The organism is Microbacterium sp. NPDC055312 (genome assembly GCF_053645675.1).
In genome coordinates this window covers 1-24,114 of sequence record NZ_JBSHMU010000009.1, presented here as the reverse complement: position 1 = coordinate 24,114, position 24,114 = coordinate 1, and the positions used below count along the sequence as shown (strand labels likewise).

General features: G+C 64.1%; 30 protein-coding genes and 2 pseudogenes. 20 read left to right on the top strand and 12 right to left on the bottom strand.

All coding sequences use genetic code 11. The annotated features are described in order from the left end of the window. Window positions 1-152: 152 nt before the first annotated feature. The 6 genes and pseudogenes from ACWIDW_RS14280 to ACWIDW_RS14255 all read right to left on the bottom strand — a co-directional run bounded on the left by ACWIDW_RS14280 (window position 153) and on the right by ACWIDW_RS14255 (window position 5,625). Entirely contained in the window at window positions 153-1,247 is a 1,095-nt protein-coding gene (locus tag ACWIDW_RS14280; protein ID WP_454125945.1) for a DNA-methyltransferase, read from the bottom strand. 350 nt (window positions 1,248-1,597) lie between these two features. After that, a pseudogene (locus ACWIDW_RS14275) lies at window positions 1,598-2,104 on the bottom strand (DALR anticodon-binding domain-containing protein); the annotation flags it as partial. 284 nt (window positions 2,105-2,388) lie between these two features. Beyond that, a complete protein-coding gene (locus ACWIDW_RS14270; RefSeq protein ID WP_454125944.1) occupies window positions 2,389-2,817 on the bottom strand; it encodes a Rid family hydrolase in 429 nt (142 codons plus the stop codon). Between the two features lie 155 nt (window positions 2,818-2,972). Continuing rightward, entirely contained in the window at window positions 2,973-4,637 is a 1,665-nt protein-coding gene (locus tag ACWIDW_RS14265; protein WP_454125943.1) for an arginine--tRNA ligase, read from the bottom strand. Then, entirely contained in the window at window positions 4,634-4,879 is a 246-nt protein-coding gene (locus ACWIDW_RS14260) for a hypothetical protein (protein ID WP_454125942.1), read from the bottom strand. Before ACWIDW_RS14260 ends, ACWIDW_RS14265 begins: the two co-directional genes overlap by 4 nt. Before the next feature lie 47 nt (window positions 4,880-4,926). Further along, on the bottom strand, window positions 4,927-5,625 hold the full coding sequence (locus ACWIDW_RS14255; RefSeq protein ID WP_454125955.1) for an RraA family protein: 699 nt from the start codon (window positions 5,623-5,625) through the stop codon (window positions 4,927-4,929). A gap of 139 nt (window positions 5,626-5,764) precedes the next feature. On the opposite strand from ACWIDW_RS14255, the gene ACWIDW_RS14250 reads away from it, so the two are divergent. Next, window positions 5,765-6,238, top strand: a complete 474-nt coding sequence (locus ACWIDW_RS14250; protein WP_454125941.1) for a Dps family protein — start codon at window positions 5,765-5,767, stop codon at window positions 6,236-6,238. Between the two features lie 29 nt (window positions 6,239-6,267). Then, complete coding sequence (locus tag ACWIDW_RS14245; RefSeq protein ID WP_454125940.1) at window positions 6,268-6,600, top strand: hypothetical protein; 333 nt, start codon at window positions 6,268-6,270, stop codon at window positions 6,598-6,600. 195 nt (window positions 6,601-6,795) lie between these two features. Here ACWIDW_RS14245 and ACWIDW_RS14240 read toward each other — a convergent pair whose 3' ends face one another. Continuing rightward, window positions 6,796-7,809, bottom strand: a complete 1,014-nt coding sequence (locus tag ACWIDW_RS14240; protein ID WP_454125939.1) for a helix-turn-helix domain-containing protein — start codon at window positions 7,807-7,809, stop codon at window positions 6,796-6,798. Window positions 7,810-8,033: 224 nt separating this feature from the next. On the opposite strand from ACWIDW_RS14240, the gene ACWIDW_RS14235 reads away from it, so the two are divergent. Continuing rightward, window positions 8,034-8,567 (top strand): hypothetical protein, encoded by a 534-nt coding sequence (locus tag ACWIDW_RS14235; RefSeq protein ID WP_454125938.1) that lies wholly within the window; start codon window positions 8,034-8,036, stop codon window positions 8,565-8,567. A gap of 460 nt (window positions 8,568-9,027) precedes the next feature. On the opposite strand, the gene ACWIDW_RS14230 is transcribed toward ACWIDW_RS14235, so the two are convergent. Then, on the bottom strand, window positions 9,028-9,672 hold the full coding sequence (locus tag ACWIDW_RS14230; protein ID WP_454125937.1) for a TetR/AcrR family transcriptional regulator: 645 nt from the start codon (window positions 9,670-9,672) through the stop codon (window positions 9,028-9,030). Between the two features lie 386 nt (window positions 9,673-10,058). Between ACWIDW_RS14230 and ACWIDW_RS14225 the strand changes: the two genes are divergently transcribed. From ACWIDW_RS14225 to ACWIDW_RS14195, 7 genes are all read left to right on the top strand, one after another. Next, window positions 10,059-10,754, top strand: a complete 696-nt coding sequence (locus ACWIDW_RS14225) for a hypothetical protein (protein WP_454125936.1) — start codon at window positions 10,059-10,061, stop codon at window positions 10,752-10,754. Window positions 10,755-10,787: 33 nt separating this feature from the next. Then, window positions 10,788-11,381, top strand: coding sequence for a molybdopterin-dependent oxidoreductase (locus ACWIDW_RS14220; RefSeq protein WP_454125935.1), 594 nt, complete (start codon window positions 10,788-10,790; stop codon window positions 11,379-11,381). After that, the gene (locus ACWIDW_RS14215) at window positions 11,378-12,112 is read left to right on the top strand and encodes an FAD-binding oxidoreductase (protein ID WP_454125934.1); all 735 of its coding nucleotides are present in this window, start codon (window positions 11,378-11,380) and stop codon (window positions 12,110-12,112) included. Before ACWIDW_RS14220 ends, ACWIDW_RS14215 begins: the two co-directional genes overlap by 4 nt. Then, window positions 12,109-12,366 (top strand): DUF6510 family protein, encoded by a 258-nt coding sequence (locus ACWIDW_RS14210; protein ID WP_454125933.1) that lies wholly within the window; start codon window positions 12,109-12,111, stop codon window positions 12,364-12,366. Before ACWIDW_RS14215 ends, ACWIDW_RS14210 begins: the two co-directional genes overlap by 4 nt. 46 nt (window positions 12,367-12,412) lie before the next feature. Beyond that, window positions 12,413-13,807 (top strand): cysteine--tRNA ligase, encoded by a 1,395-nt coding sequence (gene cysS / locus ACWIDW_RS14205; protein ID WP_454125932.1) that lies wholly within the window; start codon window positions 12,413-12,415, stop codon window positions 13,805-13,807. Further along, window positions 13,792-14,775, top strand: a complete 984-nt coding sequence (locus ACWIDW_RS14200; protein WP_454125931.1) for an aldo/keto reductase — start codon at window positions 13,792-13,794, stop codon at window positions 14,773-14,775. The genes cysS and ACWIDW_RS14200 overlap by 16 nt, the downstream gene beginning before the upstream one ends. Before the next feature lie 156 nt (window positions 14,776-14,931). Next, on the top strand, window positions 14,932-15,489 hold the full coding sequence (locus tag ACWIDW_RS14195; protein WP_454125930.1) for a hypothetical protein: 558 nt from the start codon (window positions 14,932-14,934) through the stop codon (window positions 15,487-15,489). 113 nt (window positions 15,490-15,602) lie between these two features. On the opposite strand, the gene ACWIDW_RS14190 is transcribed toward ACWIDW_RS14195, so the two are convergent. From ACWIDW_RS14190 to ACWIDW_RS14175, 4 genes and pseudogenes are all read right to left on the bottom strand, one after another. After that, a complete protein-coding gene (locus ACWIDW_RS14190) occupies window positions 15,603-15,806 on the bottom strand; it encodes a hypothetical protein (protein ID WP_454125929.1) in 204 nt (67 codons plus the stop codon). After that, window positions 15,803-16,000, bottom strand: a pseudogene (locus ACWIDW_RS14185) (zinc-binding dehydrogenase); the annotation flags it as partial. The pseudogene ACWIDW_RS14185 and the gene ACWIDW_RS14190, both read right to left, overlap by 4 nt. A 50-nt stretch (window positions 16,001-16,050) precedes the next feature. Further along, window positions 16,051-16,599 carry a carboxymuconolactone decarboxylase family protein gene (locus ACWIDW_RS14180; RefSeq protein ID WP_454125928.1) on the bottom strand — a complete coding sequence of 183 codons (549 nt, stop codon included), beginning with the start codon at window positions 16,597-16,599 and terminating at the stop codon, window positions 16,051-16,053. Next, complete coding sequence (locus ACWIDW_RS14175) at window positions 16,592-16,939, bottom strand: GNAT family N-acetyltransferase (protein ID WP_454125927.1); 348 nt, start codon at window positions 16,937-16,939, stop codon at window positions 16,592-16,594. Before ACWIDW_RS14175 ends, ACWIDW_RS14180 begins: the two co-directional genes overlap by 8 nt. A gap of 296 nt (window positions 16,940-17,235) precedes the next feature. Between ACWIDW_RS14175 and msrB (ACWIDW_RS14170) the strand changes: the two genes are divergently transcribed. The 10 genes from msrB (ACWIDW_RS14170) to ACWIDW_RS14125 form a co-directional block, all read left to right on the top strand. Then, a complete protein-coding gene (gene msrB, locus ACWIDW_RS14170; RefSeq protein ID WP_454125926.1) occupies window positions 17,236-17,712 on the top strand; it encodes a peptide-methionine (R)-S-oxide reductase MsrB in 477 nt (158 codons plus the stop codon). After that, window positions 17,709-18,269, top strand: coding sequence for a peptide-methionine (S)-S-oxide reductase MsrA (gene msrA, locus ACWIDW_RS14165; RefSeq protein ID WP_454125925.1), 561 nt, complete (start codon window positions 17,709-17,711; stop codon window positions 18,267-18,269). The genes msrB (ACWIDW_RS14170) and msrA (ACWIDW_RS14165) overlap by 4 nt, the downstream gene beginning before the upstream one ends. A 152-nt stretch (window positions 18,270-18,421) precedes the next feature. Continuing rightward, window positions 18,422-18,817 (top strand): GNAT family N-acetyltransferase, encoded by a 396-nt coding sequence (locus tag ACWIDW_RS14160; protein WP_454125924.1) that lies wholly within the window; start codon window positions 18,422-18,424, stop codon window positions 18,815-18,817. Between the two features lie 146 nt (window positions 18,818-18,963). Next, on the top strand, window positions 18,964-19,422 hold the full coding sequence (locus ACWIDW_RS14155; protein ID WP_454125923.1) for a carboxymuconolactone decarboxylase family protein: 459 nt from the start codon (window positions 18,964-18,966) through the stop codon (window positions 19,420-19,422). 246 nt (window positions 19,423-19,668) lie between these two features. After that, complete coding sequence (gene msrB, locus ACWIDW_RS14150; protein WP_454125922.1) at window positions 19,669-20,142, top strand: peptide-methionine (R)-S-oxide reductase MsrB; 474 nt, start codon at window positions 19,669-19,671, stop codon at window positions 20,140-20,142. Next, window positions 20,139-20,693, top strand: a complete 555-nt coding sequence (msrA, locus tag ACWIDW_RS14145) for a peptide-methionine (S)-S-oxide reductase MsrA (RefSeq protein ID WP_454125921.1) — start codon at window positions 20,139-20,141, stop codon at window positions 20,691-20,693. The genes msrB (ACWIDW_RS14150) and msrA (ACWIDW_RS14145) overlap by 4 nt, the downstream gene beginning before the upstream one ends. Before the next feature lie 96 nt (window positions 20,694-20,789). Further along, complete coding sequence (locus ACWIDW_RS14140; protein WP_454125920.1) at window positions 20,790-21,692, top strand: NADP-dependent oxidoreductase; 903 nt, start codon at window positions 20,790-20,792, stop codon at window positions 21,690-21,692. Window positions 21,693-21,721: 29 nt separating this feature from the next. Next, the gene (locus ACWIDW_RS14135) at window positions 21,722-22,984 is read left to right on the top strand and encodes a sensor histidine kinase (protein ID WP_454125919.1); all 1,263 of its coding nucleotides are present in this window, start codon (window positions 21,722-21,724) and stop codon (window positions 22,982-22,984) included. Next, window positions 22,981-23,652, top strand: a complete 672-nt coding sequence (locus ACWIDW_RS14130) for a response regulator (RefSeq protein WP_454125918.1) — start codon at window positions 22,981-22,983, stop codon at window positions 23,650-23,652. The genes ACWIDW_RS14135 and ACWIDW_RS14130 overlap by 4 nt, the downstream gene beginning before the upstream one ends. A gap of 232 nt (window positions 23,653-23,884) precedes the next feature. Continuing rightward, a partial coding sequence (locus ACWIDW_RS14125; protein WP_454125917.1) for an ATP-binding cassette domain-containing protein occupies window positions 23,885-24,114 on the top strand: 230 nt, incomplete at its 3' end.

Sequence of the window (24,114 nt, the reverse complement as noted above, 5' to 3'; positions counted from 1 at the left end):
GTCGTCGGGAAGCTCCGCCATGATGGTCCCTCCACCTCTCTGGTGCCCACGCCTTGCGCACACCAGAGAGGTAGGTGCCCGCTCGGGAGCGTTCGATGGTCGCTTCCTTCCGCGCTCTTCTCAACCCGCCTCGAGATGCCCTCGCCCGCGGGTCAGGGCTCGCCGTGTCGCATCGCGACGCGGTCGATGCGTGAGGCGATGAGAGGGACGAAGCTCACGTCCTTCTCGATCGCGACCACCCGCATCTCTTCCTCCAGCGCCGCCTCCACCGTCGCGCCCGAGCCTGCGAACGGCTCCAGCACGAGACCGCCGCGCGGGGTGAGCAGGCGCACCAGCCACCGCATCAACGACAGCGGCTTCACGGTCGAGTGCGAGACCCCGAACGCGCGGGGACGTTCCGATCCCGGCGCCTTGTGCTCGTAGCGGAAGATCGGGAACCGGGTCGAGGCCGGAGCGCCTCGCCATGACCCGGTCAGCAGATCCAGCGTCTCGGCCTGAGCGGCATCTAGCGCCACGTTGGCCGGCCACCGGCCGTCGCCGAAGCGTGCCGCGTCGATGTTCAACGCCCCGGTGTCGCGCGTCAGGACACTGTCGACCACGGTGCCCGGGATCGGCTTGCGGGCAATGACGATCGGCTCGAACGACGGCCGCAGCCCCGTGCCCCACCCAGCCCACTGCTTGGCATCGTCACTGACCGGCGCCCCCTGCTGCACGACGCGACTGGTCGTGCCGAGCACGCCCTCGCGTTCTGACTCCTGCACCACCCGGTCCGGCCGCAGCACCCCGTTGCGTTTGTCCAGCGCATAGGCGATGTCCATGCTCTTCGGCATCCCGGAGGAGTACAGCCACGCAATCTGGTCGCGCACCTCGAACCCCGCACTCTCGATCCCGCGCACCATCCGGTGCCAGGTACGCGTGCCGCCGAACGCCGCCAGATGCGCGCCCGGCTTCAAGACGTGCAATGCTCCGCGCGCCCACGCCGCGCACCACGCCTCGAACACCTCCGGTGCGCTCATCGCCGACACATCGACGTCCGGCAGGGACTCGGCGAACCCCGATACTCCGTCCCAGGCATGCCCGTTGAACTCGAGCCCGTACGGCGGGTCGGTCACCAACGCATCCGCGATCGACGGCGCCAGCCGGGGAAGAACCCTCACTGAGTCGCCACCGAGGATGACCGCCCCATCGCGGTCGATCGCGACAGGAAGTTCGTGGGAGCCGTAGGCGTGCGGAACCTCGCGCGGCATGGAGTACCTGCTCTCTGAGCATGTTCGCCGCCGTTGCCCGACGAAACCCGATGCCAGCGAGGTACGCCCACCCGGACCCCCGCGAAGCCCAGGCGTGGCTGACCCCAGAGTTCGCGCCGCCCATCGGAGGCTGTCGCGACCGACCGGGCCCCCTTCCAAACTGCTCCACACGATCGGCAATCGACGTTGAAGGGCCGCCTCTAGACAGAAGAGTGACAGCCCGTACAGCCGCTGACAGGGCCTGTGCGTCAGCGGCTACGACTTCGCTGGTTCGAGAATCCGCGTGCAGTCTTCAGCTCTCGACAAAGATCTGGTCGGCTGTGTTTGCGCGCTCCCGGTCGGGCTCATGACTACAGTCGTTCCGGTGCGTCGACGCCGAGGAGGGTCAGGCCGTTGCGGAGCACTCGGCCAGTCGCATCGTTGAGCCACAGGCGCGTGCGGTGCACCGTCTCGACGGGCTCGTCGCCCAGCGGGATGACGCGGCAGTTGTCGTACCAACGGTAGTACAGGCCGGCGAGCTCCTCGAGGTAGCGGGCGACGCTGTGAGGCTCGCGCACCTCCGCGGCGTGCGCGACGATGCGCGGGAACTCCTGCAGCGCGCCGAGGAGTGCCGACTCGGTTTCGTGGTCGAGCTGCTCGGGCGCGAACTCCGAGCGGTCGACTCCGGATGCCGCAGCGTTGCGCGCGACGTTGTGCGTGCGCGCGTACGCGTACTGCACGTAGACGACCGGGTTGTCATTCGTGCGCTTGTGCAGGATCTCGGGGTCGAGCGTCAGCGGCGAGTCGGCAGGGTATCGTGCGAGCGAGTAACGCAGCGCATCCATCCAGATCCAGTCGCGCAAGTCGTCCATCTTGATCGTGATTACCTGCGTCCCGGACGAGGATGGTACGAGACCAATGATCGCGAATCGCCGATCTCCCCGGGGTAGCTCCTTACTGGTGCCCCCGGCGAGAGGCACACCCATGGCGCCGACGACAGCGAGCCACGGACGATCTGGTGGGCTCACAGCGCCGGCGCCTCCCTTTTCCGGCGAGTGAACGACACGAAGAAGCCCCATTCAAACTGCTCTATCGTGTTCATCCGATGAGCTCGTCGGCTGCCTGAGTCGCTGCGCCCAGATTCGCGGTGCGAATCGATGGTTTAGGCGAGGATCGCCGTGACGCGGATTTCGACTCGCATCCCCACTAGCCCGAGCGCCGTTACTCCCGTCTGCGTCCAAATGGGGGCTCGCTCGCCCGTCCACCTACGAAGTTGGGCCACCATAACGTCGTTGTGTGCGCGTCCGATTGCACCAGGTTCGAGTGCAACGTGATACGAGTTCACGTGAACCACGTCACGCCAAGTCGCCCCTGCCGTCTCCAGCGTTCGCTGCACGTTCTCGAACGCGCGAACAATCTCCTCCTCTAGCGACTCCGGAAGCGACCACTCATCGTCCCAGCCACCTTGGCCGGACGTTTCTATCCGGTTCCCGACGCGCAACGCTTGCGAGTAGTGAAGATGCTCGCGAGCCCATACTCCGTAACCGGGGGTGGCGAAGAGCTCAGGCGGTTCGTTTGATGCAGGGTTCATGCTTCTCCTTTTTATGTAAGACGCCTCCGATGACGCGCCGCTGACGGGCCGATGCGTCCGCGGCCACGACTTCGCTGGTTCGAGCTTCCGCGTGCAGTCTTCAGCTCGCGACAAAGATCTGGTCGGTTGTGGTCCGTGCGCGGTCTGGCTCATGACTACATTCGTTCTGGTGTGTCGACGCCGAGGAGGCCGAGGCCGTTGCGGAGCACCTGGCCGGTGGCGTCGTTGAGCCACAGTCGTGTGCGGTGGACGGCCTCGACGGGCTCGTCGCCGAGTGGGATGACACGGCAGTTGTCGTACCAACGGTGGTAGAGGCCGGCGAGTTCTTCGAGGTAGCGGGCGACACGGTGAGGCTCGCGCACCTCCGCGGCGTGCGCGACGACGCGGGGGAGCTCCTGCAGGGCACCGAGCAGCGCCGACTCCGTCTCGTGCTCGAGCAGCGCGGGTGCGAACTCGGAGCGATCGACTCCGGATGCCGCGGCATTGCGCGCGACGTTGTGCGTGCGCGCGTGGGCGTACTGCACGTAGAAGACCGGGTTGTCATTCGTGCGTTTGCGGAGGATCTCCGGGTCGAGCGTGAGCGGCGAGTCGGCGGGGTAGCGCGCGAGCGAGTATCGCAGCGCGTCGGTGCCGATCCAGTCGCGCAGGTCGTCGAGCTCGATGATGTTGCCCGCACGCTTGGACAGCCGCGCACCGTTGATCGAGACGAGCTGCCCGATGAGCACCTCGATGTCCTTCTCGGGGTTGTCACCCGCCGCTCCCGCGAGCGCCTTCAGGCGGTGCACGTAGCCGTGGTGGTCGGCGCCGAGCAGGTAGATCTTGTGCGCGAAGCCGCGGTCGCCCTTGTTGAGGTAATACGCGGCGTCGGAGGCGAAGTACGTGTACTCGCCGTTCGAGCGGCGGATCACCCGGTCCTTGTCGTCGCCGAAGTCGGTCGTGCGCACCCACACGGCACCCTCGTCCTCGAAGACATGACCCTGCGCGCGCAGGCGGTCGACCGCCTCGTCGACGAGACTCGGGCGTCCGTCCGATCCGCGCGCGTGCAGCGTGCGCTCAGAGAACCACACGTCGAAGGGCACGTTGAAGTGGGCGAGGGAGGCCTGGATCTCGCCGAGCTGGAACTCGTACGCCAGGTTGCCCGCCACCGTTAGCTGCTCGGCGGGGTCGAGATCGAGCAGACCGGGCTTCGCCTCGACCACGCGTCGACCGAGGTCGTCGATGTACGTCCCCGCGTAGCCGTCCTTGGGCGCGCACTCGCCTTTCGCCGCCGCCAGAACCGAACGGCCGAACCGCTCCATTTGGGCTCCTGCGTCGTTGACGTAGAACTCTCGCGTGACCGTCGCGCCGCTCGCGATCAGGAGCCGCGCGATCGAGTCGCCGAGCGCCGCCCACCGTGTGTGCCCGATGTGCAACGGACCCGTCGGGTTGGCGCTCACGAACTCGAAGTTGATCGTGCGGCCCCGCTGCGAGTCGTTCAGCCCGAACGCACCGCCGGCCTCGACGATCATCTTCGCAGCAGCCCCAGCGGCGGCGATATCCAGACGGATGTTGATGAAGCCGGGACCTGCAACCTCGACGCTCGCGATACCAGGCGCCTCGCCGAGGCGTTCCGCAATCTCCACGGCGAACTCGCGCGGGTTCACTCCGAGGTTCTTGGCGAGCTTGAGGGCGGCGTTGGACGCCCAGTCACCATGGTCGCGGCTCTTGGGCCGCCCGAGAGTGATGTCGGCGACAGACAGGCCCTCGAGAGCCCCCGGCCGTAGTTCCTCCGCGAGCGAGGTGATGACAGCGAGCAGAGCGGCGGTCAAGGCATGAGTCATGCGGGCATCCAGGCGCGGAGAAACGCGAGCACCTTCGCCGTGGGCATCTCGCAGGCGCGTAAGTGTTCCGCTGCGGCGGTGCGATACACGTTCGCGCTGACCAGGTCGGTGCCACCGAGCTCTTCGGCGGAGATCGTGATGCTTCGCCCCCCTGCGCGGGTGGTGCGGGCCAGCCCGTATGTTCGCCCGTTGTAGATCGCCCGTGTCCAGCCCTCTGGCACCCTTTCGAGGAGGGTGGCCAAGCTTGCCGACTCGTCGCCCGTCGGCGCCCGATCGGGAGCTTGCTGAGTCAACGCTCGGTCCCGTGTGCATCGTCGACATTCTCGCCCGCGATTACGGTGCGGGAGGAAGCGTCGTCCCTTCGGATCTGGTGCGCAGTTTCGAGCACGTTGTCGATGTCGGCTTCGGGAATGAACACGGCCCCGGATGAGTCGCAGAATACGTACTGCCCGGGGTACACGCCGACTCCTCCTATGACGATGGGGACGTTCGCTTGGAACGGCGTGACCTCATCTCCGCCCCAGGCAACGGCTTCTCCTGAGCACCAGGCAGCGTACGGTTCCTCGGCCAGTTCGTCGAAGTCACGGAGGCGACCGTCGGTCAACACCCCTGCAAGGCCGGCGTTGGCGAGTCGGGAGAGCTTGGTTCCTCCAGCAAGCGAAGTCTCGGTGTATCCGTTGCTTGCCATCACGAGGACAGTGTGCGCAGGATCGGTCGTCGCGCCCTGCACCGCCTGATGGAACAGTCGCCCGAAGTTGAACTCCTCGGGGCCTAGTCTCTCGGCGTACGTGGGGAAGAACGAGATCGTGATGACTCGGCCGAACAGGCGGCGTGTGGGCACGGGGCTCACGAGCCCGGTGATATGTGCTCGGTGTCCATGCGCTCGTCTGAGCGCGTCCGTCATGTCAGCACACGCGAGGCCCTCAGCGGAAAGTGCACGACGCGCGTCCGCCTCTCTGTGCGAGCGACCTCCACTACTTCTCTCCATCGGCTCCTCTCCTCCTCGCATCCGTACGTTGCTTCCGAGCACTCCTGGACGATCGACGGTTACGTCTACTCTAGACAGAGTTGGACTCCAAGGACCATAATTGACGCAATAGTTACTGCCGAGCCGGAGCCCAATGAGGATGAGCGAGACTCAGACGATTCCCATGACCACGACAGTCGCGGCCGCGGCATCGCAGTTCCTGATGCCGGTGGTACTTGGGCTTCAGGCTCTCGCCGTCAACGGCAAGCAGGCGCACTGGAACGTGCGAGGCGAGAACTTCATCGCGATTCACGAACTGATAGACGCGATCGTCGGCAACGCCCAGACCAGTGCTGACCAGGCCGCTGAACGGATTGTCGCGCGGGGGTTGCCGATCGACGCGCGCGTCGGCACGGTCGCCGCCAAGACCTCGACACGAGTTGCCGCGGGATTCACCCGATGGGACGACAGCGTGCGAGCTCTCATCGCCGACATCGACGTCGTGATCCGTGACACTCAGGCGGCGATCGACGGCCTCGATGGTGTCGACCTTCCGAGCCAGGACGTGGCGATCGGCATCATGCAGACGCTCGAGAAGGACCGCTGGTTTCTCTTTGCCCACGTGGCCGAATAGTCGCGTTCGCGCAGCGGGACGGAGCAACCGTGGATCCGGAGCGTCTCGATTCGTCCGAGAACTCCTTCCTCGGCGTGTGCTTCGCGGACTACCGCTCCGCTCTCCTCGGAGCGGAGCTTGTCTACAGTGACGGAGCATCCCAACGATTCCGCGCCGGGGGAGGCACGGTCTATACCCACGGGCATTCCCTGACAAAGGGAACGTGGCGACTGACATACGGCGGCAAGCTCATTTTGTTCTGGCCAGGCAAGCACCGCAAGTCCTTCGACATCGGTTGGGCGAGAGAAGGCACGGTCGTCGGTCTCTCGCTGACCGATCGGGCGTCGGGGGGAAACGGCCGTCGCGCGGTTTCGCTTCGCTGATGACAAACCTGGGCCGGATCAACCCACGTAGGTGATCGCCGCATCTATTCGCCCGTCAGTGTGCGTTCTCAGCAACCTCAAGACGCCGTATCCGCAAGGCGCCAGTGACACGTCAGCGAAGAACTGCCGCTCGCCGCTGCACGGTCGTGCCGGAGCCGGCACGGACTTCTCTGATGGGCCTCAGCAAGTCGCACACTACTTTGAGTCCGGGGTCAGCAGTCTCTGAGCGCGTTCACGCGCGAACGAACTTGGGCTGACTCCGTAACGTCGCTTGAACGCGCGGCTAGCCGCGGATCGGCTCGACCAGCCGGTCGCGCGCGATGCCGCGGCAACGGAGAGCTGGTCCTCCAGCAGCTGAATAGCCATCCGATCGATCCGCAGGTTCCGGAGGAAGGCGGCAGGGCCGATTCCGAGCCCTTCGTGGAATAGTCGGGTCAGCTGCGACACGGACAAGGAGACTTCGGACGCGAGCGCGCGAACCGACCAACGCCTCCCCGGATCCTCGCGCAAGAGCCACATCGCGTCCGCAACTTCCTGACGCACACTTTGCAGTGACCGCTCCGCAGTAGTGATCACCGGGGAGTCATGCCCAGCGACGCGACCGATATCGGAGAACAGATTCGCGAGGTCCGCATACACGGCAAAGTGGTCCGCGACCGTCAAACTGTGCTCGGAGAGGCTCACCAATCGGGGCCGCAACGCGGCCATCGCGGCCCCGCCCAAGTACAACGCGCCGGCAGCTTCATCTCCTGAAGTCGCCACCTGCAGGTGATAAGTCAGCGGGTGTACGTCCGGCATCCAGGTAACCTGCGATTCCGCAAACACCGGGTGAAGGTAGAGCGTCACCATCTCTACGTGGTGAAAAGGCTCGGTAGCGCACCATGCGCCGGCGGGGAGCACGACGATGGACCCCGCGGCCAGGTCGATCGTGCCCGAGCCGGTTCTAAGGCGCCCTCGCCCCTCGGTGACGAAGATCAGCTTGACGCCTTCGGCGACCACAGGATGCGAGGAGCCGGAATGAACAACGGTTCGGGTTGCGAGCGGGAGTGCCGTGGGGAAGAGCGCCTCCCTCGAGAGCCTGATCAACCCCAACCTCCCGCCCTGCTCGTCCGAATCAGCCTGATCGACCGCCGTTCGCCGCCATCGGGTAGAGACCGCGTTGCTGCACGACTGATCTGCTTTGCTGCTTGACAGCTCCGTCGCCGCCACTGCGCCTGCTCAGGCCTGCCGTTCGCCGCTCAACCCATGGACTCGTATGGACCTTTGGGTCCAGTATAGTGGAACGCGCACCTAGACCGACCGCGGCGTCTCTTCGACCCGCATGCAACAGCAGACGAAGAAGGGCGACAAGCAAGCGGCCGTCACCTATTTTGATCGAAAAGCGCTAACTGGCGTGCTGTGGGCGCGCAGGAGACGAGTTAACAATGCAAGACGTGGATCAGGACTTCCTACTCGGCTTTGCAGGGGTGGCGGGGACACTCCTCGGAACCTTCATCGTCGGAGTGTTCTTCTACATCGGTTCTGAGATGCACATGCGTTTGGAGGGCTCGGAGGCTGCCGATCGATACCAGCGGTCGTCCATTCGGTGGGTCTTCACTGCGTATTCGATCGCTCTCTTGGTTCCGCTCGCGCTCGCTGCGCTTCACCCTATGTGGGGTGCGGTCACGTTCGGCATGCTCGGCTTGCTGCTTGTGGCGATGACAATCGATTGTGTGCGCCGGATCCTCGCCAAGGGGGCATCGGCCTCGTCGCGAGCTCTCGTAGTCAACCAATGGCTCACTAGCGTCGCGCTCGTGTTCGCTCTGGTTCTCCCGTGGGCCCTCGGAGGATGGGTCCCACCGCCAGGCGCATTTGTTCCTTCTCTCCTGCTTCTGTTGGCATCCGGCTTCTCCAGCACAGCGGCCATTATGATGGCGCAGTTCGATGCCACGATGGGGATGGTCGAAGAAGCCAAGGCCAAGAGGTAACCCGCGGACGGAACTGACTTGGATCGGGAACTGCGCCAGATGCACTGACCAATGAGTCTCTCCTGCCAGCGGTGGTGTTGAAGTCGCGGCGGATGAGGATCGGGAGCGGTGGCGGAATGTGCTCCCGGGATGCACCACCCAAAGTGGGTGTGCCCGCGACTGCAAGACCGACGATCGGTCGGCGTTTGATTTCGGCGGCCTCCAGCTAAGTATTTGGCTCACAACCCCTGCAGGTCAGGTCCGAGAGCCTCGGCGACCATCGCATACGCGCCCGGCGCAGGCTTTAGCGAACTGACGAAGGCCGGCGAAGTCGAGCTGCGCTTCGACGACCTGCTGGGTGGAGTTAGCGAGTGCGATGATAGTCGTCCCGGCTGTTGGAGACGGTGGAGCGTAGCGGGGACTTCGGGGGTGCACGGCACGGGGTCATGCACGAACGGGGTTGGCTTGGACGCCGCGTTGCCTAGTTCTGAGAGTCTGATTCCACAGAGAATGAACGTATCTGCGCGATCGCCATATCCACGGCGACTCTCATGAGATTCACGTCACGGGCGGTCTTCGCGAGCAAGTACCCTCCCTGCAGCGCAGCCAGCAAACCACTAGCTAATGTCCGGGAGTCCGCATCTGCCCGAAGAACGCCGAGTGTTCTCAACCTGTCGATCGCGTCGATGAGCATCTGAAGCCACACCTCGAAATGGGTAGCGATGATTCGCCGCGTATCCTCATCTTGATCGGCAATCTCGTTCGCCATCGATCCCAGCGGGCAACCGTACGCGCCGTCCCGGAGCGCGTTGCGCTCCACCATCTCGTCACGCCACAGCTCGAGCCCGCGAAGGGAATCCACCTTCTCCAGGCGACGGCGCTGCTGGGTAAGCAGCGCCTCAGCTCGAAATTCGATGACTTCCCTCACTAGTGCGTTCTTGTCAGCGAAGTGCTGATACAGCTGGGACTTCGACGTTGCGCTTGCGGTGCGAACGTCAGCGAGCGTCGTCGACGCGACGCCGCGCTCAAACATCAGTTGGTTGGCTGCCTCGACAATCCGTGCCTTCGTGGCCGCGCCACGCGACGTCAAACGGCGCGTACCCGTACCGTCGCCGCTGTTACTCACGCCTCTACGTTAGCCTTCCCGACTCACCGAGCAGGACAGCGTCCGTCCTGTGGTCGGCGTGTCCATCGGACACACGCTCGCGGGAACAGGCCGTCACACGGCGTGTTTCCGCAACGTGGCTTGCCGCGTGGGCTCGCAGGCGATCCCACGCTTTCTCGTCTGGGCAGCTTGCGATTCCCTTCGCTCTTCTCCTCTCCGCGTAACTCCAGAGCATCACGTACTGGACCTAAAGGTCCCTTATTGCTCGATCGTACACGCATCACGCGACGCCGCCGCAACGTTCCAGGTCCCCGCTTCGGGCATTCAGATTCCTCTCCCGCCGACTCGCGCACATTTCGTATCATTGGACTAGTGGGTCCGGTTACCCTCGGCGTAAGGTGATCGGTATGGCTCGCGACGAACGACTTATCCGCTCGATCGCCTTCGTCGCGTTCATGGACAACACCGTGATCACGGTCGAGCTGCCCACGATCACCGAGGATCTCGGCGGGGGCATTGCTGGGCAGCAGTGGATGATCAACGCGTACGTGGTGACACCCGGTTCGCCAATCCTCGTCGCTGGCGCCGTCAGCGACGCGTTGGGTCGCGGCGTCCGTTCGCTCAGCGGTCGCTTCGGTCCACCAGTGTTCGTGACCGTCAGGCCGATCATGATGGCGTTCGGCCCCCTCTTGTTGCTCACCGTGTCAGCTGATCTCAACCACTGGCAGCGGGTTCTACTCGGCGTCATCGTCTTCGGAGCCGGCCTCACGGTGACCGTCTCACCGCCGACAAGAGCAGTACCAGGTGAACGGTCCGGTCCCGCGTCCGCCATCAACAACGCGGTCGCTCGCGTCTCCAGTCTCATCATCGTCGCTCTGCTCGTCGTGATCGTCGGGAGAGAGATCGATGTCTCGGGGCTTCGCCGCCCAGCCGTCGTCACGGCAGCGCTCCTCTGCCTGGGTGCGTTCGTGTCATGGATCGGGATTCGCGCTGTGGTCGGGCCGCACTCCCAGACGAAGACAGTGCTCACGGCTGAGCCCAGCACAACATCCGCTATCCCCATGGTCGTTGACATCCCACGAGCACACCCACGGCACGCTTGAAACGCGCCCACATGAAACAAGAAGGAGCTTCTCATGGCTGTAATCAGTAGCGGGTTTGGTGGCCGCCGCGGCGCCAGTGACACCCGGTTGCCACCGGGCCAGACGCTCGTCGACGACTGGCCGGTCCTGACAGCCGGCCTGACGCCAGACATCGGCGCGCATGAGTGGACGTTCACCATCACGACCGAGACGGGCGCGCAGCACCGATGGGATTGGAACGCCCTGCAGGATGTGGGAGTGGAGGACATCGTCACCGACATTCACTGCGTCACCCATTGGTCGAAGCTCGACATGGCATGGCGCGGAGTGTCACTTGACCGGCTGTTCGAGAACGTCGAGACCTCCTATGACTACGTCATGGTCCGAAGCCACGGCGGCTACACCACCAACCTGCCGCTGGAGGATCTGCTCGAAGGACAAGCGTGGATTGCCACCGAGGCAGAGGGGGAGCCCTTGACTGACGAGCATGGGGGACCCGCGCGTCTTCTCGTGCCACACCTCTACTTTTGGAAGAGCGCCAAGTGGGTCCGCGAGATACGCATGATGCCGAGCGACGAGCCCGGGTTCTGGGAACAGAACGGATATCACCTCCGTGGTGATCCGTGGCGGGAGGAACGCTATTGGTGACTTCTCCGCTGCGGGCGAGCTGGCACGTCGGACGCGTCGCCCGCCGCCGTCGAGAGACCGCGTCGGCGGTTCGCCTCGAGCTGGACGTGCCGACCTGGCCCGGAAACCACGCCGGTTCCCACCTCGATGTCCGCCTCACTGCCTCGGACGGCTATCAGGCGACCCGGTCCTACTCGGTCGCGTCGTCGGGCGAGACGACTCGAGTCATCCTGGCGGTCGATGAACTCCCCACGGGTGAAGTCTCGCCATACCTCGTGCATCAGCTCGCAGAAGGCGACGAGCTCGAGGTGCACGGCCCCCTGGGGCGATACTTCGTCTGGATCCCCTCGGAATCCGAGCGTTCCCCGGTCCAGCTGATCGCCGGCGGATCCGGCGTGGTCCCGCTGTTCGCGATGGCTGCGGCTCGTGAGCACGAGGCTGACCACGCCGAGTTCCGACTGCTGTACTCGGTTCGGACGCCTCAGGATGTGTTCTTCGCCAAGGAGCTCTCTGCGCTCTCAAAGACGACCGTCGACATCGTGTACACGCGGAGATCTCCTCCGCAATCGCCGCGTCCTCCCGGGCGACTGACTCGGGAATCGGTTGCCGGTTTCGTCTTCCCCTCCTCGGTGGCGCCGCGAATCTTCGTGTGCGGACCGACACCTTTCGTCGAGACAGTCGCCGGTTGGCTTGTCCAACTCGGCCATGACCCCGCACAGATACGCACGGAACGCTTCGGAGGCAGTGGATGACCCACCTCGACGGAAACGCGCTCGCCGGGCTCTTCGCCGACACTCTCGGCATCGAGATCACCGCCGCGGTCGGACGATGCGGAAGCTGTCATCGTAACTTCGAACTCGCTCGAGCCCACGCCTTCGTGACCGCTATCGGGGCGGTCCTGCGATGCGCGCACTGCCAGGACACGCTCGTTGTCATCGTCCAGAAACCGCATGAGGTGCTCGTTAACCTCTCGGGGCTGGCGCACCTCGCGATGGCGCGGCCATGAGCTCCTGCCGCATCGTGCAGCCCAAAGCACCTGGTCAAGCTGAAGTATGGTGATCCAGGTCTACGACAGTCGCGTCCGTGCCATCCGTGACTTCGTGCCCACGCGTGCCGGAAAGGTCAGCATGTACGTGTGCGGGCCGACCGTTCAATCCGCCCCGCATATCGGGCACCTCCGCAGCGCGCTCATCTACGACCTCTGGCGACGCTGGTTCACACATCGGGGGTACGACGTCACACTCATCCGCAACGTCACCGACATCGACGACAAGGTCCTCGCCCTCGCAACCGAGCGCGAGCCATGGTGGGCGCGGGCCTATCGCATCGAGACAGAGTTCACCCGCCTGTATACGGCCATGGAAATCCTGCCGCCCACCTACGAACCACGCACCTCCGGTCACATCCCGCAGAGCCAGCTCCTCATCAAGCGGCTGATCGATCGTGGCCACGCGTACGCGGCAACGGACGGATCCGGCGACGTCTACTTCGACGTCGGCAGCTGGCCCGACTACGGTTCCCTCACCCGGCAAGAACCCGACTCTGTCCTCGACCTAGACGAGAGCCCGAGCATAGCGAAGCGCGATACTCGAGACTTCGCATTGTGGAAGGGGGCCAAGACTGAGGAGCCGGACTCCGCTTCCTGGCCGTCGCCATGGGGCGCGGGGCGTCCTGGATGGCACATCCAGTGCTCGGCGATGTCGCGCCGTTATCTCGGACCGGTGTTCGACATCCATGGCGGGGGCCTCGACCTGCGATTCCCGCACCACGAGAACGAGCTGGCACAGTCCGTCGCGGCCGGTGACCAGTTCGCCAGGTACTGGGTCCACAACGGTCTGGTCACCACGAACGAACAGAAGATGGCGAAGTCGCTCGGCAACTCTATCTCCGCCGACGAGCTCCTTCGGCAGGTCAGCCCTGCCACGCTCCGCTACTATCTGCTGAGCGCTCACTACCGATCAACGCTGGACTACCACCAGCAAGCCCTTGCGGACGCCGAAGCAGCCCTCACCCGCGTCACCGCGTTCCAGCGCCGAGCCCACCAACAGCTCGCGACCGCCCCGGTCGCCGGCCGTCTCCCCGAGAGCTTCTCGAACGCGCTCGACGAGGACTTAAACGCCCCCGCCGCACTCGCTGTCCTGCATGATCACGTGCGTGCGGGCAACATCGCCCTCGACCACGGCGACCTCACCGCGGTCGCGGACGGGTACCGATCGGTGTTGACGATGCTCAACGTGCTAGGCATCGCCTACGACGTGCTGGACGCGACAACCCATGACGGCACCGAGACCACGGTCGCTGCGTTGGTCAACACGATGCTCGCGCATCGCACGCGCGCACGCGGAGCACGCGACTTCACTGAAGCTGACCGCATCCGCGACGAGCTGGCTGCCGCCGGAATCGTCATCGACGACACCGCCACAGGCACCCAATGGAGGAGAACATGACCCCACCGAACCAGACCGCCGACCAGACAGCCCACAGCCAGGCGGTGAGCAGGATCGGGCTCGGACTCGCCGCTCTCGGACGACCGGTCTACCTCACCGCGGGCAGATCCGACGCTTTCGGCGCCCCCGGAGACCGAAGCATCGAGGCCATGCGTACCCGGACTTTCGAGGTCTTGGATGCCGCGTGGGGGCTCGGCATCCGGTTCCTTGACCTCGCCCCGTCTTACGGCCACGCGGAAGACTTCCTCGGAGCATGGCTCGCCTCCCACCCGACGCGCCGCGCCCAGCTCACTATCAGCTCCAAATGGGGATACGAGTACGTCGCTGCGTGGGACCCGAGAGCGACAGTTCATGAACGCAAGGAGCACAGCCTCGCGATGCTACAGAAACAGTGGCCCCAGACCCGCTCCGCCCTCGGGAGCACTCCGGACTTCTATCTGGTCCACTCCGTAACCCCCGAGAGCCCTGCTCTCAGCGATCCCGCCCTGCTCGCGGGTATCAGAGCTGTGGCCGACGAAGGCACACGGGTCGGACTAACTACGAGCGGCCCGCATCAAGCGCACTCCATCGACACAGCCCTAGCTCTCCCGTCATCGCCGTTCTCCGCCGTGCAGACGACATGGAACATCCTCGAACGATCAGCACAGCGATCGCTCGAGGCCGTCGCCGACCACGGGTGGACGGTTATCGTGAAGGAAGCCATGGCTAACGGCCGTCTCGCGCCAGGTGGAACACCCGGGGTGGACCGCCTCGCAGTTGACGCCGGCACCACAAGCGACGCGCTCGCCATCGGCGCGGCTCTTGCACAGGACTGGGCTCATATCATCCTCAGCGGGGCGGTGACCGCCGCACAGTTGGAGAGCAACACGCGCGCTCGACCGCTGAGCTCCGACGCCGCTGAGCTCGACCGGTTGGCGATCCCCGCGGACAGGTACTGGGCCGAGCGGGCCGAGCGCACGTGGAGTTGATCGGCGTGAGACTCGATGTGCTGGATGGATGGAACACTGCGGTCCCATGCTGATTAAGGAAAGCGCACGAAATGGAAGACATTTCAGGGAAGAAAACTGGCCCGCCGAGTCCAATATGCGTTGCCCTTGCCTGCGTGCGTGCCCGATACTGGCTTCATGACAACGGCTGAGCAGGCAAACGCTTTTGATGATCTCGTCGGCGAGATTACACAGCACTACCACCGGGGTCGCATTCTCATCGCGATCGACGGCGTAGATAGACAAGCAACCGGTCAGTTTGCTGACTCATTGGCGGCGGCGATGCGCGCCGGGTCGTGGTCAGTCGTCCGATCCACGAGTGCGCTCGACGCTGCTGCGGAACAACATGCCCTCTCGTTTCCTCGGTCTGACAGCTACCGTGCCGACGATGACCATAGTCGCCTGAGGGACATCGTGTCGCGGTTCCGTGAAGGAAATCTGGACACCGACACCTCGGTGGCGGTCATTCCCGCTGACGCGATGCTGATCGTTGACGGCCGATTCCTACTGCGCCCAGAGCTTCGGGGGCTTTGGCATTTCGGGGTGTGGCTCGAAGGTGACCTGCATCTGAGCGACGAGTCACTCGAAGCACAGATCAGATACACCCGCGACAGCGCACCCAGGGGCGCCGCAGACGCGATCTTCGATGTCACGAAGGTTGAGGCGCCCGCTCGAGTATGGGCTGATTCCTGCTGACACTCCGGCGCCCAGTCCTACCCGGCCCGCCTACTCGGGCGGTTCGCCTCAGCAGAGTCGCAAACACTCGTCCCGATGACTTTCCGTGCTCGCTCACCGGCGTCAAGCCAGCGTCAGCCGTTCAGCGGGTTGTCCAGACGGCGCGGTCCTACTGGATGATCGATGACAGGCGCCCAGCGACATGCGAACGTCAACGGGCAAGGCGCGCCCTGCGCGAGGTTGGTCGATTGCTTCATCGCGCCGTCTTTCGATCTGCCGCGTCGGATTTCATAGAACGATCCAGGTGCGTCGGAGTCGGCGGTGAGGGTGTCGGTCACTTGGTGAGGTCCGGCACGAGCTTCGCGCGGGTGCGGTCAGTTTCGCCGGCACGATGGGCGTCGGCGACCTCGGCAAGGGTGTAGACGTGTTGCACATCAACAGAGTTCCCGCCTTGATCGATGATCGCTGCGATGGCTTGTAGTGCTACCCCGTCGGGCTCGACGAAGAACGGGCTCACCCTGAACCGCCCGAGGTTCTCTGCCGCCGGCCGCGATCAGACCAAGTACGTGCTGACGAGACGGCTCACGCCGAGTCATCCCGACCGCGGATCTGCGTTTCGTTCGCTCGCATCGCTTCTCCATCAACGGGCACAGCGCCCTGCGCGAGCTTGAGGCGAGTCCACACGTTCATGTTTATGATCACCGCAGCGATCTCTGCGACATCACGCTCAGCGAAGTGGGTGCGCAGTTCGTCATGCGCAGCGGCGAACCTCTCCTGATTGAAGACGGTGAGAGCTTCGCAGTATTCCAGTGCTGCTCGCTCCTTCGCGGAGAACATTGTGCTCTCCCGCCACGACGGCAGGTGCGCGACGACGACGGGAGAGATCCCGATTTTGGTCGCGACCTCTGTATGCAGAATGAGGCAGTAGGAGCATGGGTTGAGGTGCGCGACGCGAAGCCTAAGTAGTTGCAGCAGTTGCGGATCGCCGGGTAGTTCCGCCGAGTACCCGAATGCCGCTGCCATCTTGCTGGCCAAACGGCCGAAGCGGGTTTGGTTGGGGTCAAACCGCGTGTTCTGGAAGCTCACGTTCTCAAGCACCGGACCGAAGCGATTCATGTCGCGCTTAGGCATCAGCACTCCGATCCCGTCCTGGCCGGTGGTCCAAGCGTGTGGCGTATTCCGGGTGGTGCTGGACAAACGAGCGGAATACCGGGCACCTCACGGTCACGCTCTTGCCCTCTGCGTGGAGCATGTCGAGCACCCTTCGTGTGAGCGCCGCGGCCAACCCCTGTCCTCGGAACTCCGGCAGGATCGACGTCGCGAGAAGCAGCACCCGGTCATCCTTTTCGGCGAACAGCACGCCGCCGAACTCGACGCCATCCTTCGTGGCCACGAACACATTCGCGGACTCGTCCAGGGTGATCGAGAACGATGGCTCCTCTGCCGATACCGTCGTCTGCATCTCGTCCATGAGAGCTCGCTGGTCGTAGGAGTCAGCCGACGTGCTGTGGCCTGTCGGGTTTAGAGCACGCGACGGGCCGTGAGGTGGAACGCGTAAGTCGGTCATGTGAGCCTCTCGAATCCAACGTGGTGACATGCGATCACCGGGCGGTCGTCTTAGCCGGGAGACCGGCCTCGCCATGCGCCACAGGGAGCTCAATGCCGAGGCCTTAAGCTGGGTCGAGCATACGCCCAATTGAGCAATATGTGGACTCTAAGGTCCAAGATGACCTACTCTAGGAAGGTCGGCCGTACCGAGGAGGAAACATGAGTTCGAAGGGCTACGTGAAGACCGAGGAGGCGCTCAGTCGCCTCACCGAACAGCAGCGCCATGTCACGCAGGACGAGGGCACCGAGCCCGCTTACGACAACGAATACTGGGCGAACGACGAGCCCGGCATCTATGTCGACGTGGTCTCCGGGCAGCCCCTGTTTTCCTCGACCGACAAGTACGAGAGCGGCACGGGCTGGCCGACATTCAGCAAACCGATCGATGACGACGCCGTGGACACCAGAACCGACCATCAGCTGAGCACGCCCCGCATCGAAGTGCGTTCGGCTGGTGCTGACAGCCACCTCGGCCACCTCTTCACCGACGGACCGGAGGACGCCAACGGACTTCGGTACTGCATGAACTCCGCCGCTCTCCGTTTTGTCTCCGCCTCGTCGCTTGAGGAGGAGGGATACGGCCAGTACCGCTCCCTGTTCAACTCGGACGCAGAATCGACAGGAGACGTCGCATGACTAGCGGCAGTGACACCAGTGGCAAGATCACCCGCAACCCCGACACCGAGACGGCGATCTTCGCTGGCGGGTGCTTCTGGGGTATGGAGGATCTGTTCCGGCGCCAGCCAGGCGTGGTTGACACTCGTGTCGGCTACACCGGGGGTGAGAACGATTACGCAACTTACCGCAACCACCCGGGGCACGCTGAGGCGATCGAGATCGTGTTCGACCCGACCCAGACGACGTATCGCGACATCCTGGCCTACTTCTTCCAGGTCCATGACCCGACGACGCTGAACAGCCAGGGTAACGACTACGGCACGAGCTACCGGAGCGCAATTTTCCCGACCTCCATGCAACAGGAGCAGATCGCGCGCGACACGATCGCGGACGTCGACGCGTCAGGTCTGTGGCCAGGAAACGCCGTCACCACCATCGAGCCCGCTGGGCCGTTCTGGGAAGCCGAGCCTGAGCACCAGGGCTACTTGATCACGTACCCCAACGGTTACACCTGTCACTTCGTGCGCCCGGACTGGGTGCTCCCTAGCCGGACTGAGACGAACGCGTCGGCGTAGTACTGAGGGATCCGGTGGCTTTCAGATGCCAACCTTGCCGGATTCTCCTCCCGTGCGCCAGTGTCGCGCCGAATGCTCGGCGTGGCTCGCACGAGGGGTAAATCCGTGACCACACGACCGACAGGAAGCACATGGAAAGTAGCCAAGAGAGCATGGTCACGCTGACAGAAACTGATCAAGTGATCCGGGAACTGGAGTACTCGACGACCGGCGTGACCGAGGCGGAGAAAGTCACGATCACTGACAACAAGGAGGCTGGTGCCTACGAACTCTGGGTCGACGGCAAGACGGCAGCTGGACTTCTATACAACGAAACGGGGACACGGGTGACAATTCTCGCTACCGCGGTGTTTCCCAAGTTCCGTGGCAAGGGGATCGCCGGCAAGCTCCTCGGCGGAGTCCTCGATTCGCTCCGCGCGGAGGGACGAACAGCCACTCTTACTTGCCCGTTCGCCACGGCCTTCGTCCACTCTCACCCCCAGTACGCGGATGTCGTGGATCCCACTTTTCCGGGCAATGCGCGCTCGGGCCACGGTCGTATTCACTGAGTCACATTGAGAGAAGGAAGCATGGCTGCCACAGACAGCGTGGGGGACAAGATCACTCCTTTGACTGAAGACCATCTCCTCGACGCGCGCGGCGACGACGCGCCCGGGAAGCGATGATGCATTCAGGGGATGACGCGCTCCCTTACATGGACAAAGCTCTCCCCGACGCTTGGAAGGCAGCTGGGGTTTTCGCGGCTGCTGTCTCCAAGGAGACCACCAAGAACGGGTTGGCGCTCGCCGAAAGCGAGATTATCAAGGTGCGTGTCTCGCAGCTCAACGGATGTGTCTTCTGCCTGGATCTGCATTCACGGCAGGCTCGAAAGCTGGGTGTGCCGCAGCAGAAGCTGGATCTTCTGCCGGCATGGCGGGAAGCCACCTTGTTCAGCAGTCGGGAAACGGCGTTGCTTGCTGTCGCCGAAACAGCGACCGAATTGCCCCTGAGCGAGAACAGCAAAGCGGATCTCCTCGCTGCCCGCAACGCGCTCGGAGAGGAGACCTTCGTCAGCGCTGAATGGGTGGCCGCCTCCATCAATCTCTTCAACAGGATCTCCATCCTCAGTGAGCACCCCGTACGCGCACGCGATGCTGACGGGAACCACACTTGACGTCGGGGCCGGGACGGAGAGTGTTGTCGTCGGATGACCGCCGGTGAGCGACTCGACGATCTACCCAGTCCCTCGGAGCGACTGGCTCAGTCGCCATCGCCACGTGCCGCACTCGATCAGACGCCTGACGGACGAGCCGAGAACTGAAGTCACAGCGAGCTCCCAGAAACTTGGGACCAAAAGGTCCACTTCCGGCGTTCTCACTAATGACGCCGCAACCCAGCGGCGGCAGTAAACGGAGGAATCGTGTCCAACGACTACCACAAGACTCCTGAGGCGCTCAGTCGCCTCACCTCGCTGCAGTACCGCGTCACGCAGGAGGACGGCACCGAGCCGTCGTTCCGCAACGAGTACTGGAGCAACCACGAGCCCGGCATCTACGTCGACGTGGTCTCGGGCCAGCCCTTGTTCTCATCCGCCGACAAGTATGAGAGCGGCACGGGATGGCCGAGCTTCACCAGGCCTATCCATCCGAACGCCGTCCACACGAAGACCGACAGAAAACTCTGGATGGAGCGCAACGAGGTCCGATCCGCAGGCGCCGACAGCCACCTGGGGCACGTCTTCGATGATGGCCCCGCCGAGGCTGGGGGACTGCGCTACTGCATGAACTCAGCCGCGCTGCGCTTCATCCCTGTCGCGGAACTCGAGGCCCAGGGGTATGGCGAGTATCGCTCGCTCTTCGACAACACCGACACAGCAGAGGAGAACGCATCATGACCAGTGGCATCCAAGACACCGGACAGATCACCCGCGCACCCGGCACCGAGACGGCTGTCCTCGCCGGTGGGTGTTTCTGGGGGATGGAGGACTTGATCCGACGTCAGCCGGGCGTACTGCAGACCCGCGTCGGCTACACCGGCGGGCGGAACAGTCATGCCACCTATGACCGGCATCCGGGCCACGCCGAGGCGCTGGAGGTGGTCTTCGACCCCGCCAAGACCACCTATCGCGACATCCTGGCGTTCTTCTTCCAGATCCACGACCCAACGACATCCAACCGACAGGGCAACGATCTCGGCCTGAGCTATCGATCCGCGATCTTCCCGGTCACGCCTGAGCAGGCGCAGATCGCTCGTGAAACCATCGCAGACGTGAACGCGTCAGGTCTGTGGCCCGGCAAGGTGGTCACCTGGATCGAGTCGGCTGGCCCATTCTGGGAGGCGGAGCCTGAGCATCAGGACTACCTGGAACGGTATCCAAACGGCTACAGCTGCCACTTCCCCCGTGCGGGCTGGGTACTGCCGGCGCGCTCGCGAGCGACAGTCTGATCAAAAACGGGTTGGCGTGCTCACCGCGTGGGCACGCCAACCCGCTCTCCGTAGCAAGTTTTTGCTGCATCATGCTCACCAGAAAGTTAACCCTCCATGCGCGCTGCCCGTTTCCACTCGTACGGAGCCCCCGATGTTCTCGTCATTGAAGACGCATCGGAACCTCATGCCAGGGAAGGATCGATCCGGATTAAGGTGCACGCCACGAGCGTGAACCCCATCGATGTGATCCTGCGCGCGGGCCATCTGGCTCAGTTCCTGCCGATGGCCTTGCCCGTCATCCCTGGCCGGGACGCTGTCGGTGTCGTTGACGAGGTCGGTCCAGGTGTGACGGACACGCACGTGGGAGACGTCGTGTTCGGTCTGGGCGGGGTCAGTGACACCACGGCCGAGTTCGCGGTCCTGACTGCATGGGCCGCAGTCCCTGAGAGGTGGTCGACAGCGCAGGCCGCGGCCGCTGGGCTCGCGTCCGTCACCGCGGGGGTCGCCCTTGATGCTCTGGGTGACCTGAACGGAAAGACGCTCCTCATCGAGGGTGCTTCAGGCGCCGTCGGCAGTGCCGCCGCAGCGTTTGCCCTCGCCGCTGGTGCCACCGTCATCGGCACGGGGCGCGAGAGCAACCATCCGTACCTGCAGTCTCTCGGTGTTCGCCCCACGACGTATGGTCCAGGACTGGCCGAGCGTGTGGCAGTCCTCGCGCCCGGCGGCGTCGGCGCAGCCCTGCATTCAGCCCCGTCCGACTCGCTGTCAGACCTGCTGGACATCGTCGGGGACACCTCACAGGTCGTCACCGTTATCGACGGCCAAGGAGCCGCGAGGCTCGGCGTGAGGAAAGTCGATGCCCGCAACGACTCAGCCCTCCTGCGGCACGCATCCGCGCTCGGTAGGGACGGGCTCTACACGCCTCGCGTCGACCACGAACTCTCCCTAGACGACATCATCGAGGCGCACACCCTGGCCGAAAACGGCACAGGCAAGGTAGTCATAACCCAGCCCTGACCGCAGGGGCTGAACTGAAAGGATCAAGGGTGCCCACCACAACTACGTCGCATCGGGCGCTCTCCCACCTCACGGAGGTCGTCTCCGCGCTCGTATCCGGGGCGTTGGCTATTGGTGGGTTGCTTGCCCTCCCCCTGCTTGACGCAGCCGAGCTCGACGAGAGCCTCGTCGCCGTTTCACCCGTTAGTGCCGCATGGTGGGTGGTGCTCGCGCTGATCCTTTCGCAGACAGTCGCGCTGCTGTGGGCGAGTCGTTTGTCACTCGTGGTGTTGTCGGTGGTCGCGCTGGTCCCGCTGGTGCACGCAATTGTCGTTCCAGGGGTCACCTTCAGTCTGACAACGGTCGCGGTCTCATTCGGTGTCTTCTGGGCCACGGTTCGTCAACCGTCGAGCCGGCTCAGGGTGGCGCTGCCCGTGGTCGTCCTCTTCGTCACAGCCGCCCAAGCGATCAACGATGTCCGCAGCGGAGTCGCGCTCGACTTCGCAACCATCGCAACCGCCCTCGTGCAGGGTCTTGTGGTGGTAGGCCTTCCGCTCATCATTGGTCTCTTTCTTGCGGCTCGACACGACGCGCGGGTGGCGCGTGACAAGGAGGTGCTGGCGCTCAAACGCGAGCGCGACGCGCTGGTTCAGGCCGCGGTTTCGCGGGAGCGCATGGCTATGTCGCGCGAATTGCACGACATTGCTGCGCATCACATATCGGGAATCGCACTCTTGGCGTCCGTCATCTACCGTCAAGTCGATGTCGACCCGGAGGCCGCCAAAATCGCAGCACAACAGGTGCGCGCCCAGAGCAAGACGGTGCTCGACGATCTTCGCAGCGTGGTCGGGCTCCTCCGCGACGAGTCGGAGAGGAGCCGATCGGTCGAGACACTGGCCGCGGTACGCGAGCTTGTCGAGCGACGCCGCAGTGCCGGCACCGCGGCGGAGTTTGTGCTGCTCACCACGGAGCGTGAACTCGGATCGGGGGTAGGTCTGCTCGGTCAGCTAGTGGCGTACCGCATGGTGCAGGAGGCCCTGGCCAATGCTGCAACGCACGCTCCGGGGGCGAACTGCAGAGTCGAGATCGACGACCGTCAGCCGGGTCACCTGAGCGTGCTCGTCAGCAACGACGGCGCCCACGCGCCAGACCTGGGACCCGGCGGCGGTTTCGGACTCGTCGGCATGCGCGAGCGCGCCGAACTCGTCGGCGCCAAAGTGCACTACGGAGCCACCGAGGGCGGAGGCTGGGAAGTTCGGCTCACGATCCCGAGGGACGCGACAAGCGGAGACCTTACCGAGGAGCCAACATGATCCGCGTTCTCATTGCAGACGATCAGCCCCTCGTCCGCGCAGGCCTGACGGCTCTCGTGAACCTGGAATCCGACCTTGAGGTGGTCGGCGAGGCCACCAACGGTATTCAAGCTCTCGCGATGGCACGGGAGTTGCGCCCGGATGTCGCATGTCTGGATATTCGGATGCCCGGACAAGATGGCATCACCGTCGCCCGCGCGTTGTGCGGCCCCGACGTCGAAGACCCGATCCCAGTACTGGTGCTCACCACCTTCGATCTCGACGACTACGTCTTCGGTGCGCTGGAGGCGGGCGTCTCGGGCTTTCTTCTCAAGGACGCAGAGCCCGATGTGATCACGATGGCGATCCGGCAGGTGGCAGCCGGTAACGGTACAATCGACCAGACCCTGACCCGCCGCATCATGCGCGAGTTCGTGCAGCGCCGAAGTCTGCAACCCGTGAGCGGCTCGGGGAGTTTCAACGTGCTCACCGGCCGGGAGCGGGAGATTCTGCTGCTGCTCGCCCAGGGGATGTCTAACGAGGCGATCGCCCGCGAGCTCGTGGTCGAAACGTCGACGGTGAAGTCGCACCTCGCCCGCATCCTGCCCAAGCTCGGCGTGCAATCACGCCTGCAAGCGGTGGTCTGGGCATACCAGAACCGGTTCGTCGACCTTCCCGACGCTCAATAGTCGCTCACCGCGCCCTCGGTCTCGGTCTCGGTCTCGGTCTCGGGCTCGGGCTCGGCGGAGTGTCGCCGACACCAGATGGCTGATCGGACTCTGCCATAGGCATCGCTGGGCGCAAATTTGCATCGAAAGGTGCAAGTCCGAGAGTTAGCCCGAAAGCCCGTAGAGCGGATTTGGGCGTGATCGTAGCGTCGTTAGGAGCTACCTTTTCGTCTCTCTACAGAAAGTCCGGTTCATGACCTCGAGCACGTTTGCAAGCCCGCCGTCGGTCAATTCCGCCGTGCGCCTCACTCAGCTCAGTAAGACCTATCCGAACGGTCCGGAGGAGATCATTGCTCTTCAGGGGATTTCGCTCGACATCGAGCCGGGTGCGTTCATCGCGATTATGGGCCCATCCGGTTCGGGTAAGTCGACGTTCCTCAACCTTGCCGCGGGTCTCGATACGCCCACCAGCGGCCACGTGTT

Bases quoted from the DNA above. Each gene is read 5' to 3' on its own strand.
- ACWIDW_RS14180 (WP_454125928.1), bottom strand. From the start codon at position 16,599: ATGCCTAAGCGCGACATGAATCGCTTCGGTCCGGTGCTTGAGAACGTG.
- ACWIDW_RS14140 (WP_454125920.1), top strand. From the start codon at position 20,790: ATGCGCGCTGCCCGTTTCCACTCGTACGGAGCCCCCGATGTTCTCGTC.
- ACWIDW_RS14155 (WP_454125923.1), top strand. From the start codon at position 18,964: ATGGACAAAGCTCTCCCCGACGCTTGGAAGGCAGCTGGGGTTTTCGCG.
- ACWIDW_RS14250 (WP_454125941.1), top strand. From the start codon at position 5,765: ATGAGCGAGACTCAGACGATTCCCATGACCACGACAGTCGCGGCCGCG.
- ACWIDW_RS14130 (WP_454125918.1), top strand. From the start codon at position 22,981: ATGATCCGCGTTCTCATTGCAGACGATCAGCCCCTCGTCCGCGCAGGC.
- cysS (WP_454125932.1), top strand. From the start codon at position 12,413: ATGGTGATCCAGGTCTACGACAGTCGCGTCCGTGCCATCCGTGACTTC.
- ACWIDW_RS14265 (WP_454125943.1), bottom strand. From the start codon at position 4,637: ATGACTCATGCCTTGACCGCCGCTCTGCTCGCTGTCATCACCTCGCTC.
- ACWIDW_RS14255 (WP_454125955.1), bottom strand. From the start codon at position 5,625: ATGGAGAGAAGTAGTGGAGGTCGCTCGCACAGAGAGGCGGACGCGCGT.
- ACWIDW_RS14210 (WP_454125933.1), top strand. From the start codon at position 12,109: ATGACCCACCTCGACGGAAACGCGCTCGCCGGGCTCTTCGCCGACACT.
- msrA (WP_454125925.1), top strand. From the start codon at position 17,709: ATGACTAGCGGCAGTGACACCAGTGGCAAGATCACCCGCAACCCCGAC.
- ACWIDW_RS14220 (WP_454125935.1), top strand. From the start codon at position 10,788: ATGGCTGTAATCAGTAGCGGGTTTGGTGGCCGCCGCGGCGCCAGTGAC.
- msrA (WP_454125921.1), top strand. From the start codon at position 20,139: ATGACCAGTGGCATCCAAGACACCGGACAGATCACCCGCGCACCCGGC.
- ACWIDW_RS14195 (WP_454125930.1), top strand. From the start codon at position 14,932: ATGACAACGGCTGAGCAGGCAAACGCTTTTGATGATCTCGTCGGCGAG.
- ACWIDW_RS14225 (WP_454125936.1), top strand. From the start codon at position 10,059: ATGGCTCGCGACGAACGACTTATCCGCTCGATCGCCTTCGTCGCGTTC.
- ACWIDW_RS14175 (WP_454125927.1), bottom strand. From the start codon at position 16,939: ATGGACGAGATGCAGACGACGGTATCGGCAGAGGAGCCATCGTTCTCG.
- msrB (WP_454125926.1), top strand. From the start codon at position 17,236: ATGAGTTCGAAGGGCTACGTGAAGACCGAGGAGGCGCTCAGTCGCCTC.
- ACWIDW_RS14270 (WP_454125944.1), bottom strand. From the start codon at position 2,817: ATGAACCCTGCATCAAACGAACCGCCTGAGCTCTTCGCCACCCCCGGT.
- ACWIDW_RS14280 (WP_454125945.1), bottom strand. From the start codon at position 1,247: ATGCCGCGCGAGGTTCCGCACGCCTACGGCTCCCACGAACTTCCTGTC.
- ACWIDW_RS14160 (WP_454125924.1), top strand. From the start codon at position 18,422: ATGGTCACGCTGACAGAAACTGATCAAGTGATCCGGGAACTGGAGTAC.
- ACWIDW_RS14200 (WP_454125931.1), top strand. From the start codon at position 13,792: ATGGAGGAGAACATGACCCCACCGAACCAGACCGCCGACCAGACAGCC.